We start from the raw sequence: 17,502 nt of genomic DNA on the forward strand, positions 1-17,502 counted from the left end.
AATTCCTTGTCGGGTAAGTTCCGACCCGCACGAAAGGTGTAACGACTTGGGCACTGTCTCAACGAGAGACCCGGTGAAATTATAGTACCTGTGAAGATGCAGGTTACCCGCGACAGGACGGAAAGACCCCGTGGAGCTTTACTGCAGCCTGATATTGAATTTTGGTATCGCTTGTACAGGATAGGTGGGAGCCTGAGAAGCCGGAGCGCCAGCTTCGGTGGAGGCGACGGTGGGATACCACCCTGGCGGTATTGAAATTCTAACCCGCACCCCTGATCGGGGTGGGAGACAGTGTCAGGTGGGCAGTTTGACTGGGGCGGTCGCCTCCCAAAGAGTAACGGAGGCGCCCAAAGGTTCCCTCAGAATGGTTGGAAATCATTCGTAGAGTGCAAAGGCAGAAGGGAGCTTGACTGCGAGACCTACAAGTCGAGCAGGGACGAAAGTCGGGCTTAGTGATCCGGTGGTTCCGCATGGAAGGGCCATCGCTCAACGGATAAAAGCTACCCCGGGGATAACAGGCTTATCTCCCCCAAGAGTCCACATCGACGGGGAGGTTTGGCACCTCGATGTCGGCTCATCGCATCCTGGGGCTGTAGTCGGTCCCAAGGGTTGGGCTGTTCGCCCATTAAAGCGGTACGCGAGCTGGGTTCAGAACGTCGTGAGACAGTTCGGTCCCTATCCGTCGCGGGCGTAGGAAATTTGAGAGGAGCTGTCCTTAGTACGAGAGGACCGGGATGGACGCACCGCTGGTGTACCAGTTGTCCCGCCAGGGGCACCGCTGGGTAGCTATGTGCGGAAGGGATAAGCGCTGAAAGCATCTAAGCGTGAAGCCCCCCTCAAGATGAGATTTCCCATCGCGTCAAGCGAGTAAGATCCCTCGAAGATGACGAGGTTGATAGGTCCGAGGTGGAAGCGTGGCGACACGTGGAGCTGACGGATACTAATCGATCGAGGACTTAACCAAGAAAAAGGTGAAGCCGAGCGTTCGCTTCTTTGCATGGATATCGGTTATCTAGTTTTGAGAGAACAAAAAAGTTCTTGACAGAACCGATAGGTTCGTTATAATCATATTTGTCCAATTCGATATCTTGCCTAGTGACAATGGCGGAGAGGTCACACCCGTTCCCATCCCGAACACGGAAGTTAAGCTCTCCAGCGCCGATGGTAGTTGGGGCCAGCGCCCCTGCGAGAGTAGGTCGTCGCTAGGCAGATCTAATCGTTCCGCAGTAGCTCAGTGGTAGAGCAATCGGCTGTTAACCGATTGGTCGCAGGTTCGAATCCTGCCTGCGGAGCCATGCTTCCATAGCTCAGTTGGTAGAGCACTTCCATGGTAAGGAAGAGGTCACCGGTTCAAGCCCGGTTGGAAGCTTGTGTTTGTCTCTTTCTTTTGGCCCGTTGGTCAAGTGGTTAAGACACCGCCCTTTCACGGCGGTAACACGGGTTCGAATCCCGTACGGGTCATCTTTTATTTTTTGGAGGATTAGCTCAGCTGGGAGAGCACTTGCCTTACAAGCAAGGGGTCGGCGGTTCGATCCCGTCATCCTCCACCATACATATGAAGCCGGCTTAGCTCAATTGGTAGAGCAACTGACTTGTAATCAGTAGGTTGCGGGTTCAAGTCCTGCAGCCGGCACCATTCCCTATATATTAATACGGAGGGGTAGCGAAGTGGCCAAACGCGGCGGACTGTAAATCCGCTCCCAGTGGGTTCGGCGGTTCGAATCCGTCCCCCTCCACCATTGCTTTTTCATCCTTAAGCTGTGGGAACAACCTCATATACATACTTGTTATACCAATGTCGGATTATTTCGTGAATTTCCTTCAGAAATTCTCAAATTAATCCTTCGGTGTTGATTCACGAAGTATATTCAAAGAAGTATTTCATGAAGTTATATCAATGGGCTATAGCCAAGCGGTAAGGCAACGGACTTTGACTCCGTGATGCGCTGGTTCGAATCCAGCTAGCCCAGCCATTTTCATCATGAGCCATTAGCTCAGCAGGTAGAGCATCTGACTTTTAATCAGAGGGTCGGAGGTTCGAGTCCTCCATGGCTCATTTTTGTGCGGAAGTAGTTCAGTGGTAGAACACCACCTTGCCAAGGTGGGGGTCGCGGGTTCGAGTCCCGTCTTCCGCTTTGTTTGGCTTTTATCATGTTGGGGCCTTAGCTCAGCTGGGAGAGCGCCTGCTTTGCACGCAGGAGGTCATCGGTTCGATCCCGATAGGCTCCATCAGAAAAACTCCTTAAATCTTGAAGATTTAAGGAGTTTTTTTATTTTTGTCTTTATTGAATAAATATTCAAAAAAATGTTAAGTTGAGTCAATGTTCTATTATTCGATACAATATATGTAATACATGGGGAAGGGGAGACAGCATGAAAAAAATATCAATTATCGGTGTTCCGATGGATTTAGGGCAAACGCGGCGCGGTGTAGATATGGGACCAAGTGCGATTCGCTATGCAGGAGTCATTGAGCGGTTAGAGAATCTTAATTATGAAATTGAAGATTTAGGTGATATTTCCATTGGTAAAGCCGAGCGAATTGATGATGAAGGAGTACGGCTGAATTTACGAAATTTGAAAGCGGTTGCAGAAACAAATGAAAAACTTGCTCAAACAGTAGATGAGGTAGTTCAAAGGGGACATTTTCCTCTTGTACTAGGAGGCGACCATAGTATTGCGATCGGGACATTAGCTGGTGTAGCAAAACATTACAAAAACTTGGGTGTTATTTGGTACGATGCTCACGGGGATTTAAATACGGCAGAAACGTCTCCGTCTGGCAACATTCATGGTATGCCGTTAGCCGCAAGCCTTGGATTAGGTCATCCGGCTCTCACCAATATCGGGGGCTACAGCCCGAAAGTCAAGCCAGAAAACATTGTTTTAATTGGGGCGCGTTCGTTGGATGAAGGAGAAAAGCGATTAATTCATGAAAAGGGTATCAAGGTTTATACAATGCATGAAGTTGATCGTCTTGGTATGACTAAAGTAATGGAAGAAACGATTGCCTATTTAAAAGAACGTACCGATGGTGTTCATTTATCATTAGATTTAGATGGTCTTGATCCGCACGATGCTCCAGGGGTGGGGACGCCTGTCATTGGAGGACTCACTTATCGAGAAAGTCATTTAGCAATGGAAATGCTTGCGGAAGCCAAATTGATTACTTCGGCAGAATTTGTTGAAGTAAATCCGATTTTAGACGAACGAAACAAAACAGCCTCTGTTGCTGTTGCGCTAATGGGTTCGCTTTTTGGAGAAAAATTAGTATAATAAAAAAGACAGCAGACTAACAAAGGTCTGCTGTTTTTATTGGAATATACCAGCAATTTGATGATTTTTTAGGTAAAATTTAGGTGAATATGCTAAAATAAACATGCATTGTTTGGTGAAACTTTTTTTCTTGAAAATCGTAATACAATAATAGCCGCAGCGAGCGGGGGTATCATGTTATATGGAAACATTTATAAAGAAGCGAATTAAGGCCATTAAAAAAGGAGATCAAAATGCGTACGCTGAAATTGTCGAGCTCTATAAAGATAAGGTATATCGATTGTGTTATCGAATGTTAGGGAATCGGCATGAAGCGGAAGACGCAGCACAAGAAGCCTTTGTTCGTGCTTATATTAATATTCATACGTACAATACTAATATGAAATTTTCTTCGTGGCTTTATCGAATTGCCACTAATTTATCCATTGATAAAATACGTAAAAAGAAGCCTTCTGTTTATTTAGATGAGGAAGTTAGCGGAACAGAAGGATTAACGGTGTATTCTCAACTTCCATCAACGGAAGCCTCTCCTGAGGAAACATTAGAAAGTCTGGAATTACAGGAAACCGTGCAAAAGGCAATCGAAAAATTACCAGAGAAGTACCGAAGTGTGATTGTGTTAAAATATATTGAGGACTTATCCTTACAGGAAATTAGTGAAATTCTTGATATTCCAATTGGGACGGTAAAGACGAGAATTCACCGAGGAAGAGAAGCGTTAAGAAAACATTTGGGCCATCTATGAGAGGGGTGAAGAAAATGGAGTGTCCGAATCACATTATTAAATTAATGCACGATTACTTAGATGACGATATTACTCCTGATGATGAAAGAGAGCTGCGAGAACACTTACAGCAATGTTCAGCGTGTGCTCATCATTTTAATAGCTTAAAGAGAACGATTGCGTTTATTCAGCATGCTTCTCATATCACTCCCTCTTCGAATTTTACTGCGAATGTCATGGCAAGATTGCCGAAGGAAAAGAAAATGGTCCGATTAGGAAGATGGTTGAAAAATCATCCGTTTGTTACAGCGGCCTCATTATTTTTGGCTTTAATGGTTGGAAGTCTTTTCACAACATGGAACGGCGAGCAGCAATTTTCTGTTTCCACTCGAGAAAATGTTATTATTCAAGATCGAACGGTGATTGTTCCAAAAGGGAAAGTGGTTGAAGGTGATATTGTTGTACGTAATGGTTCGATTAAAATAGAAGGAAAGGTTAACGGCGATGTCACAGTTATTCATGGTGAAAAATATTTGGCGTCTGCTGGACAAGTAACAGGAGAAATTGAAGAAATTAATCAAGTATTTGACTGGATTTGGTATAATATTAAAGAATCAGTAAAAGATGTGATGAAAGCATTTGAATAAAAGGCCATCTCTTTGATGGCTTTTTTACATATGTGATATAATAGAAGAGTTGTGTAAATAAAATATACAGGAATTCGAATTATAAAGGAAGTGTGAGAATGCCTTTTGGAGAGCTCCCGATTTTAAGCTATTTAGGCAAAATCGTTGATATCTTGCTTGTTTGGTACGTAATTTATAAATTAATTATGGTGATTCGTGGGACAAAAGCGGTTCAGCTTTTAAAAGGAATCATTCTCATTATACTTGTGCGAATTGTAAGTAATTTCTTGGGTCTTAGCACGTTACAATGGCTCATGGATCAAGCATTAACGTGGGGATTTTTAGCGATCATTATTATTTTCCAGCCAGAATTACGGCGTGCGCTAGAACAGCTAGGACGGGGAAAGCTATTTTCAAGAAGCAGTGGGTCTGAGGACGAAGAACAAATAAAAATGGTGGAAGCCATCATTAAAGCAACCGAATATATGGCAAAACGGAGAATCGGTGCTCTCATATCCGTAGAACGGGAAACAGGGATGGGAGACTATATTGAGACAGGAATTCTTCTTAATGCTCAAATTTCATCCGAATTGTTAATCAATATTTTTATTCCAAATACTCCTTTGCATGATGGTGCGGTCATTATTCAGAAAAACCATGTAGCTGCCGCAGGCTGTTATTTACCGCTATCAGAAAGCCCATTTATTTCAAAAGAGCTAGGAACGCGTCACCGTGCCGCATTAGGGATTAGCGAGGTAACTGATAGCGTGACGGTCGTTGTATCAGAGGAAACGGGTGCTGTATCAGTGACAAAAAACGGGGAGCTGCATCGAGACTTAACTCCAGAGCAGTTTCGTGAGCTGCTCACAAAGGAGTTAACACCGGCAACGAAGACCGCTTCCTCATCCCGCTGGCAATGGAGGGGGAAGAAGCATGGATAAATTAATGAACAACCATTGGTTTATGAAAATTTTTTCGTTGCTACTGGCGATTATGCTCTATATGTCAGTAAACATTGAAGAAAAGGAAACGAAATCAGGTGCTATTACACGTAATTCCGTAGGTCAAACAGATATTGAGACAATCACCAATGTTCCTGTCGTGACTTATTATGATGAAGAGAACTTAGTCGTATCAGGCATCCCTAAAACCGTCAATGTTACGTTAGAAGGGCCAGCTAGCATTTTGAAGCCAACCGCTTTACAGCGTGATTTTGAAATCTATGTGGACTTAACCAACTTAGAGTTAGGCACCCATACAGTTCCGATCAAATATAAAAACATCTCAGACAAACTCAATGTAAAAATCCAGCCTGCGACGGCGACAGTGACGATTCATGAAAAGGTTTCAAAAGATTTTCCGGTTGATGTTGATTTTATCCATCAAAACAAAGTAGCGACCGGTTATTCGGTAGAACAACCAATTGTAAAACCAAATATGGTGACGATTACAGGAGCAAAAGAACTTGTTGATCGAGTAGCACTAGTGAAAGCAAGAGTGAATCTTGAGGGAGCTAAAGAAACGATTGAACAAGAATCCAAAGTAACTGTTTATGATAATGAGGGAAGGGTACTGAATTTAGAAGTTGATCCTTCTGTTGTAGAAGTAACGGTACCTGTCACAAGCCCTAGCAAATCGGTTCCATTAAAAATTAATCGGATAGGAATTTTGAAAAAAGGATTAAGCATCGTCAAAATTGAAACAGTCCCAAATCAGGTAACAATTTTTGGACCAAAAGAAAAAATTGATCGTATTGAATTTATTGATGGCATTACGATTAACCTAGGAGAAATTACAAAAGATACAACGTTAGAAATGAAAGTCCCGCTACCGGAAGGGGTTAAAAGTGTTGATCCTTCCAAAGTCAAAATTAACATTCAAGTTCAAGAGGAACAAACGAAGACGTTTAAAGCACTACCTATTCACGTATTAGGATTAAGTGACCAGTATACGGTTGAATTTTTAGAACCGGAAGAGCAAAACATGGATGTTCAACTATCCGGAGCTCCTAGTATATTAAATAGCATTCAAGCGGATGATTTAGAGTTATATATCAATGTCAATGAACTAGGGGTCGGCGAGCATGAAGTGCCGGTCGAGGTCAATGGTCCACAAAACATTACATGGAATTTACCAAAAAATAAAGTGAAGATAAAAATTAGCCAAAAGATAATCAATGAGTAAGGAGAGATAGGCATAATGGGTAAATATTTTGGTACTGATGGTGTGCGTGGAGTGGCTAATAGTGAACTGACACCGGAGCTAGCGTTCAAAATTGGTCGCTGCGGTGGTTATGTATTAACGAAAGATAAAGAACGTCCAAAAGTGTTAATTGGCCGAGATACACGCATTTCAGGACATATGCTTGAAGGAGCGCTTGTCGCTGGATTGCTTTCCATTGGGGCAGAGGTCATGCGTCTTGGTGTCATTTCGACACCGGGAGTTGCTTACTTGACGAAAGCGTTAGGGGCTCAAGCGGGAATTATGATTTCCGCTTCCCATAACCCTGTCCAAGATAATGGGATCAAATTCTTTGGCCCAGACGGATTCAAACTTTCTGATGAACAGGAACAAGAAATCGAAGAGCTAATAGATAGTACAGAAGATACATTGCCAAGACCAACTGGAAAGGATTTAGGACAAGTCAACGATTATTTTGAAGGTGGCCAAAAATACTTACAATATTTAAAGCAAACGATCGAAGAAGATTTTTCAGGATTACGAATTGCGCTTGATTGTGCGCATGGAGCTACTTCTTCGTTGGCGACCCATCTATTTGCCGACTTAGAAGCTGATGTATTGACAATGGGAGCTTCACCAAACGGAATCAATATTAATGAAGGGGTCGGTTCGACGCATCCTGAGGCACTAGCCGCATTTGTCAAAGAGAAAGGGGCAGATGTCGGGCTTGCGTTCGATGGAGATGGTGACCGTTTGATTGCTGTGGATGAACATGGAAACATTGTTGATGGTGACCAGATTATGTATATTTGCGCGAAATATTTAAAAGAGATGGGTCGACTAAAACACCAAACAGTTGTTTCAACGGTTATGAGCAATCTTGGATTTTATAAAGCACTGGAGGCACAAGGAATCAAAAGCGTGCAAACTGCAGTCGGCGACCGCTATGTCGTAGAGGAAATGAAGAAAAATGGTTATAACCTAGGGGGAGAGCAGTCTGGACATATCATCTTCCTCGACTATAATACAACAGGAGATGGGCTATTAACTGCTCTTCAACTTGTCAATATTATAAAAATCACAAAAAAACCACTTTCTGAACTGGCTAGTGAAATGCCAAAATATCCGCAGCTTCTAGTCAATGTGAAAGTAGCGGATAAGCACAAGGTCATGGAAAATGAGAATGTAAAAGCAGTCATTCAAGCGGTCGAAACGGAGATGAACGGGAACGGTCGCATTCTTGTTCGTCCGTCTGGAACGGAACCACTCGTACGTGTTATGGCAGAGGCACCAACGGAAGAAGCATGCCGAAACTATGTAGAACGCATTGCTACTGTGATTCGAGAAGAAATGGGTATAGAATAATTGTTATTTGTCACAGACATTCTATGCATAAATGGAACCTTCTATTCCATTTATGCATATTTTATTTTATAAAGTCATATTAGAGTTGACGTGTCTTAGCGAATTACTGTAATATAACTTTGTTGTGTGTTGTGATTCAAGATAGAAAGGTGGGTAGAAGAAGTAATTGATTTGTAAAGCGCCTGGACTAAGCTTTGGTCGGAAAAAAGCTTAGTTGACGAGGAGGAGGTTTATCGATCGTTCGGCGGATGCCTCCCGGTTGTCGCGATTACAGCCGTAAGTCCTTTCTAAAAACAAAGAGGCGACTCTTTGGACAAAGGGAAGGACGTAATCGCAAAGAGAATCGCAAAAGGGGAGTCTGTCGAAACAAAGGATCAGCCCCCTCAAATGAATCGATTAGAATGAATGTGATGGATTGTTATGATTCGAGTTCGAGGGGGCTAGACCCTTGTCTGACAGCCTCCCTAAAAAAAGGGAGGAATACTTTTTATGTGTGGAATTGTCGGATATATTGGACAACAAGATGCAAAAGAAATTTTATTGCGCGGACTTGAAAAATTAGAATATCGTGGTTATGATTCAGCTGGTATTGCGGTGTTAAATAAAGAAGGAGTCCATGTGTTTAAAGAAAAAGGCCGCATTGCCGATTTACGACAAATTGTCGATCTAAGTGTAGAAGCTCCACTTGGTATCGGCCATACACGCTGGGCGACACATGGTGCGCCAAGCCGAGTCAATGCGCATCCACACCAAAGTGCCTCAGGTCGTTTTACATTAGTGCATAATGGTGTCATTGAAAACTATGCGATCTTAAAACGTGACTACTTGCAAGATGTTGAACTAAAAAGTGACACTGATACGGAAGTGATCGTACAGCTTGTTGAGAAATTTGTGAACAGCGGCTTGAACGTAGAAGAGGCATTTCGTAAAACATTAACACTTTTAAAAGGTTCTTACGCCATTGCGCTCATTGATGCTGAAGATAGAGATGTCATTTATGTGGCGAAAAATAAGAGCCCGCTGTTAGTGGGAATCGGTAACGGTTTTAACGTCGTTGCTAGTGATGCGATGGCGATGTTGCAAGTGACCAATCAATATGTCGAGTTAATGGATAAAGAAATGGTCATTGTCACAAGAGAGACTATTACAATTAAGAAGTTGGACGGCGAAATTGTCGAACGCTCTCCATATACAGCCGAACTAGACGCAAGCGACATTGAAAAAGGAACATACCCGCATTACATGTTAAAGGAAATTGACGAACAACCGCTTGTGATGCGTCGCATTATTCAAAAATACCAAGACGAAAATGGTCATTTAACGATTGATCCTGAAATTATTAACGCTGTGACTGATGCAGACCGTCTCTACATTATCGCCTGCGGTACAAGCTACCATGCTGGATTAGTCGGTAAACAATTGATTGAAAAATGGGCGAAAATCCCTGTCGAAGTGCATGTTGCTAGCGAATTTTCATATAATATGCCGTTGCTGTCAGAACGTCCATTATTTATTTATATCTCACAAAGCGGCGAAACAGCAGACAGCCGTGCCGTGCTTGTTCAAACAAAAGAGCTTGGTTATAAAGCGGTCACAATTACGAACGTGCCTGGTTCAACGCTATCACGTGAAGCGGATTATACGTTATTGCTTCATGCAGGTCCGGAAATCGCTGTGGCTTCAACAAAAGCGTATACGGCACAAATCGCGGTGCTTGCTATTTTAGCTACCGTTACAGCGAAAGCAAAGGGCATTGAGCTTGATTTTGACCTTGTGAAAGAGTTAGGAATCATCGCAAACGTCATGGAAATGCTTTGCGATGCGAAGGAAGAAATGGAAAAAATTGCACGTGAATATTTGGCGACAACGCGCAACTGTTTCTTCATCGGTCGTGCTGTTGATTTCTACGTTTGCCTAGAAGGCGCGTTGAAATTAAAAGAGATTTCTTACATTCAAGCGGAAGGATTTGCCGGCGGTGAATTAAAGCATGGTACCATCGCGTTAATCGAAAATGGTACACCGATAATCGCTTTGGCAACGCAAGAGCACGTTAACTTAAGTATTCGCGGTAATGTGAAAGAAGTGGTTGCCCGCGGTGCGAACCCTTGCATTATCTCGATGAGAGGCTTAGAAACAGAAGAAGACCGTTACGTCATTCCAGCGGTTCATCCAATGTTAACGCCGCTTGTTTCCGTTGTGCCATTGCAGCTTATCGCTTACTACGCTGCATTACACCGCGGCTGCGACGTTGACAAACCACGCAACTTGGCAAAGAGCGTGACGGTTGAATAAAAGGTAAAAACACATGTCCCGTTTTTGTTGAATGACAAAAAAGCCGGGAACTGAAAGCCTGTTGGTCAATCCAGCAGGCTTTTGTTTTTTATGTTGAGTAATAAAAAAGTTGTTTAATTTTCATTATCAAGACCTAAATCATAAAAATCCCTAAAAACAAAGGAGTACAGTTTTAAGGTAACTTTCGAATGAATTATGGCTAATTGTAATTTATGATAAATTTCTCTTGAAATTTCGAAATATTCACAGATAATCTATGTTATTATTTAATTAGATTGTCGTAGTGGAAGGTGCATTCTATATTTATCGCAAATTATTTGTAGTTTATAAGCGAATTAAGTTATTTAAAAAGATGGTATGAAGTTGGAATTTTATACCATTATTTTCTATTTTTCTTTATAATATAAAATAGAAGAAAAATATTTCGATATTAGTAGAGAAAAGGGTAGAAATGTGTATCCTTAAAAAATAACGGAAGGTGAATTTTGTGATTTTATTAGACACGATAGCTTATAATACGTTCTTAGATATAGTTAGAGGTAGAAATCCAAGAAAGATTAAAGATTTGAATGAAGAAAAATTCAAAAATTTTATTATGGATTATGAAGGAGAAAAATTTATACATAGTGCTACTTTATTTGAAATCTATATGAAGGATCTAAAAAGCTCAGATTTCAATAATTTTAATAAGTTTGTGGATGATTTCAATGCTCTAAAAAAGTATAATATTAAAATTTTGAACGAAAGTACATGGAATTTTGATTGGCAATCCTTAGCTACTGCATGTGAAAATGATGAGCCTTATGATATGGGCGTGTATATTGAAAGTAAAGTAGAGTATGAAGTTACAAGTATAAGCAGATATTTTATGTATATTTTGTTGATTGTATGCGATAAATTATTTGATACATATGGTGATGAAGTAGGGATAGAATTATTTAATTCCACTATGGCCTTTAATCGTACTTTAATAGATAGTAAATTAAAAGAATATTTATTGGATTATTATCTTACAGATCAAAAAAAAGAAATTTCTTCTAAAAAGTTTGACGTTTTATTAGGCTATATCATAGATAAACTTGAAAATATAATTAAAAATAGATTAACTATAAAAAATATGTTTGAAAGACCTGAAAACTTCTTATCTAAACAATACTATGATTATGAAAAAATTGACCAGCTTAGTCTAAGTGGGGTACAAAAAGCTAAAGAAATTTTAAAAGGCATAAAGGGTAAGGAACTTAATAAATTAATTAGTAATAAAATAGATGAATTTGAAGCTCAAGTCATTCGTGAAGGCAGACGTTTTCTTACACCTAATGAAAAAATTTATTTTAATTCAGTTCTTTTACCTAAAGCTTTACAACAAGGGTATAAGGTTACGAAAAATGATTTTACTGATTGCTGTATATTTTCAGCGTTCGACTGTATAGAAAAAGGCGATAAGGGTGTTGTTATTACTTTTGATGGGGTGTTAAGGAACCTAATGAAAGAAAAGGGTATATATTATGATGAGGGGATATATAAACAAATATTTAATTAACTCTATTAATTTTATAGTTATTCACTAACTGATAATTTTAAGAATTTAAGGAATTTTGATAAGGGGGGATGTTTAATTTACAAAATATTGTTTAAAACTCTAGCAATATTGTTCCACTAAAGGGCCAGATGGTTGAGGAAAAGGAAGAGTAAAAATACTAATTAAAGATTGTTTGTGAAGTATTATACTTAAACGAGCAGGATAGTTAAAGAAGATATATTTATAGGGGGCCTGACGTCAAACGTCAATTATACGATGATACATCTTTTGGAAGAAAGAACCCTGATTTCCTTAAGCTAAGCAGGAATCGAGAGCCTTTTTATGTACGTAACGGACGAAGCGAATGAACAGCATGAGATTTACCGACTGTAAAGCTGTACTCGCCTAAAAAATTAATATGCTCTCAGCCAAGAGGAGAGATATGCAGGAGCAAATCTTCAGCATTCGAACCCCCGCAAAAAAAAACAGCTGCTGATTCGGGCCAGAGGGATTGGTATCAGCCAAAAAACCTTCCGTGAATTTTTAGTCGTGGTTTTATCAGAGGAACGGGACGAACGTATACGAAGTCTACCGGAATGAGTTTATATTTGGCTCAGCAATTATCGAACAAGCTCATTTATTAGCTGCACGTCCGAGGTCAACGTATATACCCAATTTATCATTCATTTTCCGAAGGATGATGATCCGTATTTATTTTTACAGCAAAAAAACGCAATGACTAGTTCATTGCGTTTTTTTGGTTCACAATTTTATAGTAAACACTGGTAGAGGATGAATAAAACAGAAAATAGATGACAAAATACACGATCAGGACCCCTGAAATAATCGAAGTGATTTGTGGGTAATCTTTAACCTCCTCCATCGCTGGATAACTCAAGAAAAACCAGCTGTGAAGCATGCCGAGGAGGAGCGCAGGCAAGAACACAAACAATAATTTTTTGCGAATGACCCACTTCATTTCACTGTCATCGACTCCAATCTTTCGTAAAATCGAATATTGTCTTTGTTCTTCCGTCGCTTCTCGTAATTGCTTGAAGTAGATGATGCTTCCTAAGGCGAATACTGCGATGACCGCAAGAAAAGCAGCTGAAAATAGCAGCAAGGATGAACTTTCAATATCAATCGTATAAAGATCAACAAACGCAGCGTAGTACGCTTCTGGCGTTTTTGAAACAATGGCATGAACTTTTCGCGATAAAGCAGCAGAATCTTTGGCATCTTCGATTTGATAGATTTCGAACGAGACAAGGGCTTTCTCCTGCTTTAGTCTTGCGAATGCTTCATCGGAAATGATCAATACGGAAGGTTTCTTACTAGCCTCACCGTTTGAGTCTGTAGCCATACTTAGTAAAGCATAGTCCTTTTTTTCAACTAGATTGAATGTCGTTTCTTCCTTAAGGTTTACTGTAAATTTTGGCTGTTTGCTTTCTGTAAACTTGATTGGTTTATATGTTCCTTGTGAAAGGACAACTGCTTCTTGATTCTGCAAATTTACTTGTTGATCATCGCCGCGCAGGCTGACGATGTCATTAAATTGTGACTCAGGGAACAGAAGGAGTTGCTCTGTAAAATTATCTGCGCCGTCAAAGGCGATTTTCCTGTCTGTAACTGGTTTTGCAGACAGCCCCTCGATTCTCTTATGATAGATAATCGGATGATCTTTCTCAATGATTTGTTCAATTTGCTTCTGTGTTTTTTCATCCTGCGATGTAAACGCAATATCGTTCGGAAATTCTTTCCTTGCCGAATCAAATTGAACAGAATAGTTAATCGAAACGAAGCCTACTAAAAAAATGATTACCGCACTGAATAATGAAATGAAGGTGAGGTTCAAGGTATTTCCACGAATCGAAAAACGCAGAGAGGAAATCCATAGCACCTTGTTGCCCTCATGATATTTTTTCCCTTGGCTAATCTTCTCCAGTACCCAGCCGAAAAATTGACGGAAAAATAAGTATGTCCCACCGATGATTCCGACTGTCAAGGCAATCGCGCTCGCCATGGTGTATTCTTTCCAGTAAACCGAATCTCCCTCCCGACTAATGAGAAAGTAGGCTATTCCTAACAACAGGATGGATAATAACGCAAGCCATGTGGAAAACTTAAGCGGTTTTTCCATTTTGGCTTTTGCATGAAATAATTCTACCAATTGGACCCGGCGTACACTCAGGTAGCTTTGCACACTAATAATGCCTATTAGTAATACGAATAAAAGAATGGTCAATCCCACTGCCTCGATCGGGAAGGCAAAAGAAATCACATCATCGTATTGCATCAGATTCATCAACAGCATGCCAAAGAATTTAGATAGCAACCCGCCGGCCAAAATCCCACTGACGAGTGAAATCGCGCTCAAGAATAATGTCTCAAGAAAGACCATCAAGGCAATTTGCCGTTCACTCATTCCGTAAAGCAAATACATCCCAAATTCTTTTTTTCGCTGTTTCATAAAAAACGAATTAGCATAAAGGATGAAGAAAATAATGAACAGGAATACCACAACAGACACGACGGATACGCCGATTTGGAAATTCTCTTTATTTTCAATGGCTGCTAAAATATCGTCGTTGAACATTAAGGATGAAAACGTAAAGTGAATGATGACCCCAATGAGCATGGAAATGAAATAGATCGAATACAGACGAAAACTTCGTTTAATGTTGCGCCATGATAAATCGAGCAAACTCATCGTCGGTCGCCTCCTATGGTACCTTGAATCGTCAGGATTCGGTTAAAGAATTCCTTTTCCGTTTGTTCTCCTTTAAACATTTCATTGACGATTTTTCCGTCACGGAGAAAAATCACGCGCTGGCAGTAGCTCGCTGCATACGGATCGTGGGTAATCATCAGAACGGTTGTCTTAAAGGTTTTATTGAGCAATTGAATTTGTTCTAGTAGTTGGGTAGCAGATCGGGAATCAAGTGCACCCGTCGGCTCATCGGCAAACACAATCGCAGGATTGGTAATGAGCGCCCGCGCTGCAGCCGTGCGCTGCTTTTGGCCACCGGAAATTTCAGACGGATAATGATGTAAAATCGATTCAATATTTAACACTTCAATCAATTTTGCTAATCGCTGCTCCATTTCTGCGACAGGTGTTTTTTGTAACGAGAGCGGCAGCAGGATATTTTCTTTCACCGTCAAGGTATCCAGTAAGTTGTAATCTTGAAAAATAAATCCCATTCGTTTTTGACGGAATTCTCGTAAGTCTTTCTTTTTCATATCTAACAGCGATTTTCCCTCGATCCAAACATCCCCGCCATCAAAGGTGTCAATCGTTGAGAGGGTGTTCATTAATGTCGTTTTCCCAGAGCCAGAAGGCCCCATAATCGCGGTGAATTCCCCTTGTTCAATTGTCAAGTTAATATTTTTTAAGACTTGTGTTTTTCCGTAAGATTTCGATAAGTTCTTTGTTTGTATAATTTTAGCCATTGTTTTGTCCTCCTTCACCACTATACTTATACCGACTCATTTGCCCGCCAACCATGACAGGTGCTAGTGCTATTTTCTTCGGCTGTTAATTGCTTTTTGCTGTTCTGTATCCTTTTAAGAACATATTCATTCATATCGTTTTCCCTCCCTAAATCATGCTTTTACAACATGTCCAAAAGAATGATAGTTATCATCAACCATCCGTTTGAATCTAAAGAATTCAAGACTATGCATCCTTGAACTTCTTTTTTCATTTTGAACACTTTTTACTATAAGGAGAAAAACATAAGAAAGGCTTAAGATAAATCTTAAGAAAATCTTAAGTTTTAAGTCGATATCCCATTCCCGAAATCGTTTCAATATACTCTTCATTCGGATTCACTCTCGAACAAATTGGCTTTTGTGAATAAATTCTTGGGGGAGAACATGGATCTGAACATGGTTGGAATTTCATGCTCATGGGACTTAAGGAATTAGTTGAAACAGGAAAAATTAGCTATAAAGGATAATAATCGTTTGAGCAATCAAAAGTGGTTACAGCGCCTTCAAATATGGACAACGGGCGAGTGTGTTACGTTCGTTATTCCAGAAAAGGGCGCTTTTCTTGAGCAAAGAAAAGATCTTTTTTCTTGTATATCAAGGGTTCCCACGGTTCGATAATTTGTTATTGTCTGCGATTGTTGAATAATTTGCGTATAAAAAAGACTCTCCTGGAGCATAATAGATCTAAATTAATTGATTTATAACATGGGAGAGTGAAAGATTAATATTATTATCAGGATCTTAAGAAAAGTATCAATTAGATAAAAAAATTGAGGGATATTCACCTCTTACATTAAAAACATATTGTTTTCAAAATACTCTCTTGTTACGATTTTTCGGTGATATTAAGATCGGTGAACTTACTACAGAGAAATGAAAAGGGTACCTAATATAGGCTGGAGAACACTTAAAGCGTCTAGTTTAGTACACAGGGTTCGTTGCATTAAATCACTATTCAAATGGACATATACATATAATGAAGGCTTTATTCCTAAAAACCCTGCTGCAAAATTAAAAGAACCGAATTTAGGAAAAAGAATTCCAAAATTCCTTTCAGAACTAGAGATTGAGCATCTCAGGGAAGCTTGTCATACCTCCATTGAAAATGCGTTATTTGAATTTTTGTATTCTACTGGCTGCCGTATTGGGAAAGCCGTAAAATTAAATCGTGATGATATTAATTTCTCAACAAATTCAGTTATTGTACATGGGAAAGGTGATAGTGAAGGTGAATAAGATGAATGATTCAGTAAATATTTTAGTAATTGAAGATGATGAAGATATTAATCGACTACTTTGTAATATTATCAGCAAAAACGGTTATACTCCTAAGCCCGCTTACTCTGGGACTGAGGCGATCATTTATTTAGAAAGTCAAAAATGGGATTTGGTCCTGCTTGATTTAATGCTTCCTGGTTTGTCTGGCGAAGAAATTCTAAGGAAAGTAACGAAAGAGAGTAATGTTCCTGTCATTATTATTTCTGCAAAGCTGGAAACACAAACAAAAATCGATGCTTTGAGGGCTGGGGCGGATGACTATATTACGAAACCTTTCGATATTGAAGAGGTTTCTGCCAGAATCGATTCTTGCTTAAGAAGATATCGACGTATGGCGGATATGCCAACAACCAATCAGATTCGCCATAAAGATCTTGTAATGGATACAGATGCAAAAAAAGTGTTTGTGAATGGGAAAGAGCTAAAATTAACAGCGCGTGAATATGAGATATTGTTTCTATTGATGTCCTCCTCCAAGAAGGTATTCACAAAAGCTAATTTGTTCGAGAGTGTTTGGAAAGAGGAATTCTACGGGGACGATAATACGATTAATGTTCATATGAGTAATTTAAGAAGGAAGCTCTCGAAAGCGAATCCGAATGAAGAGTATATCGAAACGATTTGGGGGATGGGATACCGACTTAAAACTTAAGGTTTTCTTAAGGTTTTTCTTAAGCTTTTCTTATGTTTTCCTTCTTATAGTAAAAGGGTGTTCAAATGAAAAAGAAGTTCAAGGATGCATA

12 protein-coding genes, 10 tRNA genes and 2 rRNA genes (1 of these 24 only partly in view) are annotated in these 17,502 nt (G+C 40.0%); 22 read left to right on the forward strand and 2 right to left on the reverse strand.

Features of this window, described 5'->3' with window-relative positions; all coding sequences use genetic code 11:
* The 20 genes from ISX45_RS16535 to ISX45_RS16630 all read left to right on the forward strand — a co-directional run.
* Positions 1–964 (forward strand): 23S ribosomal RNA (locus ISX45_RS16535); it begins 1,963 nt to the left of the window's first position.
* A gap of 127 nt (positions 965–1,091) precedes the next feature.
* Positions 1,092–1,208 (forward strand): 5S ribosomal RNA (gene rrf, locus ISX45_RS16540).
* Positions 1,209–1,220: 12 nt separating this feature from the next.
* Positions 1,221–1,295, forward strand: a tRNA-Asn gene (locus ISX45_RS16545).
* 1 nt (position 1,296) lies between these two features.
* Positions 1,297–1,369: transfer RNA gene (locus ISX45_RS16550), tRNA-Thr, on the forward strand.
* Between the two features lie 20 nt (positions 1,370–1,389).
* Positions 1,390–1,461, forward strand: a tRNA-Glu gene (locus ISX45_RS16555).
* A 13-nt stretch (positions 1,462–1,474) separates the two neighbouring features.
* Positions 1,475–1,550: transfer RNA gene (locus ISX45_RS16560), tRNA-Val, on the forward strand.
* A 10-nt stretch (positions 1,551–1,560) separates the two neighbouring features.
* A tRNA-Thr gene (locus ISX45_RS16565) sits at positions 1,561–1,636 on the forward strand.
* Positions 1,637–1,654: 18 nt separating this feature from the next.
* Positions 1,655–1,739 (forward strand) — tRNA-Tyr (locus ISX45_RS16570).
* A 159-nt stretch (positions 1,740–1,898) separates the two neighbouring features.
* Positions 1,899–1,973, forward strand: a tRNA-Gln gene (locus ISX45_RS16575).
* A 10-nt stretch (positions 1,974–1,983) separates the two neighbouring features.
* Positions 1,984–2,056, forward strand: a tRNA-Lys gene (locus ISX45_RS16580).
* Between the two features lie 7 nt (positions 2,057–2,063).
* Positions 2,064–2,135 (forward strand) — tRNA-Gly (locus ISX45_RS16585).
* Positions 2,136–2,156: 21 nt separating this feature from the next.
* Positions 2,157–2,229, forward strand: a tRNA-Ala gene (locus tag ISX45_RS16590).
* A gap of 144 nt (positions 2,230–2,373) precedes the next feature.
* Positions 2,374–3,276, forward strand: coding sequence for an arginase (gene rocF / locus ISX45_RS16595; RefSeq protein ID WP_181556996.1), 903 nt, complete (start codon positions 2,374–2,376; stop codon positions 3,274–3,276).
* Positions 3,277–3,457: 181 nt separating this feature from the next.
* The gene (sigW, locus tag ISX45_RS16600) at positions 3,458–4,021 is read left to right on the forward strand and encodes an RNA polymerase sigma factor SigW (protein ID WP_181556997.1); all 564 of its coding nucleotides are present in this window, start codon (positions 3,458–3,460) and stop codon (positions 4,019–4,021) included.
* A gap of 14 nt (positions 4,022–4,035) precedes the next feature.
* Positions 4,036–4,647, forward strand: a complete 612-nt coding sequence (rsiW, locus tag ISX45_RS16605; RefSeq protein WP_181556998.1) for an anti-sigma-W factor RsiW — start codon at positions 4,036–4,038, stop codon at positions 4,645–4,647.
* A 98-nt stretch (positions 4,648–4,745) separates the two neighbouring features.
* Entirely contained in the window at positions 4,746–5,567 is an 822-nt protein-coding gene (cdaA, locus tag ISX45_RS16610) for a diadenylate cyclase CdaA (RefSeq protein WP_181556999.1), read from the forward strand.
* On the forward strand, positions 5,560–6,810 hold the full coding sequence (locus ISX45_RS16615; protein WP_194519427.1) for a CdaR family protein: 1,251 nt from the start codon (positions 5,560–5,562) through the stop codon (positions 6,808–6,810). The genes cdaA and ISX45_RS16615 overlap by 8 nt, the downstream gene beginning before the upstream one ends.
* Before the next feature lie 15 nt (positions 6,811–6,825).
* Complete coding sequence (gene glmM / locus ISX45_RS16620; protein ID WP_181557001.1) at positions 6,826–8,172, forward strand: phosphoglucosamine mutase; 1,347 nt, start codon at positions 6,826–6,828, stop codon at positions 8,170–8,172.
* A 489-nt stretch (positions 8,173–8,661) separates the two neighbouring features.
* Positions 8,662–10,464, forward strand: coding sequence for a glutamine--fructose-6-phosphate transaminase (isomerizing) (gene glmS, locus ISX45_RS16625; protein WP_194519428.1), 1,803 nt, complete (start codon positions 8,662–8,664; stop codon positions 10,462–10,464).
* A 487-nt stretch (positions 10,465–10,951) separates the two neighbouring features.
* Positions 10,952–12,007 carry a hypothetical protein gene (locus ISX45_RS16630; RefSeq protein ID WP_181557011.1) on the forward strand — a complete coding sequence of 352 codons (1,056 nt, stop codon included), beginning with the start codon at positions 10,952–10,954 and terminating at the stop codon, positions 12,005–12,007.
* A gap of 718 nt (positions 12,008–12,725) precedes the next feature.
* On the opposite strand, the gene ISX45_RS16635 is transcribed toward ISX45_RS16630, so the two are convergent.
* Together ISX45_RS16635 and ISX45_RS16640 are read right to left on the reverse strand one after the other, a co-directional pair.
* The gene (locus ISX45_RS16635; protein WP_194519429.1) at positions 12,726–14,696 is read right to left on the reverse strand and encodes an ABC transporter permease; all 1,971 of its coding nucleotides are present in this window, start codon (positions 14,694–14,696) and stop codon (positions 12,726–12,728) included.
* Positions 14,693–15,439, reverse strand: a complete 747-nt coding sequence (locus ISX45_RS16640) for an ABC transporter ATP-binding protein (protein ID WP_194519430.1) — start codon at positions 15,437–15,439, stop codon at positions 14,693–14,695. The genes ISX45_RS16635 and ISX45_RS16640 overlap by 4 nt, the downstream gene beginning before the upstream one ends.
* A 915-nt stretch (positions 15,440–16,354) precedes the next feature.
* Here ISX45_RS16640 and ISX45_RS16645 point away from each other — a divergent pair.
* A complete protein-coding gene (locus ISX45_RS16645; protein ID WP_228485567.1) occupies positions 16,355–16,717 on the forward strand; it encodes a tyrosine-type recombinase/integrase in 363 nt (120 codons plus the stop codon).
* 1 nt (position 16,718) lies between these two features.
* Positions 16,719–17,411 (forward strand): response regulator transcription factor, encoded by a 693-nt coding sequence (locus ISX45_RS16650; RefSeq protein ID WP_194519431.1) that lies wholly within the window; start codon positions 16,719–16,721, stop codon positions 17,409–17,411.
* Positions 17,412–17,502: the final 91 nt, after the last annotated feature.

The sequence above is a fragment of the Thermaerobacillus caldiproteolyticus genome (assembly GCF_015326725.1).
GTDB classification, from domain to species: domain Bacteria; phylum Bacillota; class Bacilli; order Bacillales; family Anoxybacillaceae; genus Thermaerobacillus; species Thermaerobacillus caldiproteolyticus.

Coding starts and splice junctions, on each gene's coding strand:
- ISX45_RS16645 (WP_228485567.1), top strand. CDS start 16,355: ATGAAAAGGGTACCTAATATAGGCTGGAGAACACTTAAAGCGTCTAGT.
- glmM (WP_181557001.1), top strand. CDS start 6,826: ATGGGTAAATATTTTGGTACTGATGGTGTGCGTGGAGTGGCTAATAGT.
- glmS (WP_194519428.1), top strand. CDS start 8,662: ATGTGTGGAATTGTCGGATATATTGGACAACAAGATGCAAAAGAAATT.
- ISX45_RS16640 (WP_194519430.1), bottom strand. CDS start 15,439: ATGGCTAAAATTATACAAACAAAGAACTTATCGAAATCTTACGGAAAA.
- cdaA (WP_181556999.1), top strand. CDS start 4,746: ATGCCTTTTGGAGAGCTCCCGATTTTAAGCTATTTAGGCAAAATCGTT.
- ISX45_RS16635 (WP_194519429.1), bottom strand. CDS start 14,696: ATGAGTTTGCTCGATTTATCATGGCGCAACATTAAACGAAGTTTTCGT.
- rocF (WP_181556996.1), top strand. CDS start 2,374: ATGAAAAAAATATCAATTATCGGTGTTCCGATGGATTTAGGGCAAACG.
- ISX45_RS16650 (WP_194519431.1), top strand. CDS start 16,719: ATGAATGATTCAGTAAATATTTTAGTAATTGAAGATGATGAAGATATT.
- rsiW (WP_181556998.1), top strand. CDS start 4,036: ATGGAGTGTCCGAATCACATTATTAAATTAATGCACGATTACTTAGAT.
- ISX45_RS16615 (WP_194519427.1), top strand. CDS start 5,560: ATGGATAAATTAATGAACAACCATTGGTTTATGAAAATTTTTTCGTTG.
- sigW (WP_181556997.1), top strand. CDS start 3,458: ATGGAAACATTTATAAAGAAGCGAATTAAGGCCATTAAAAAAGGAGAT.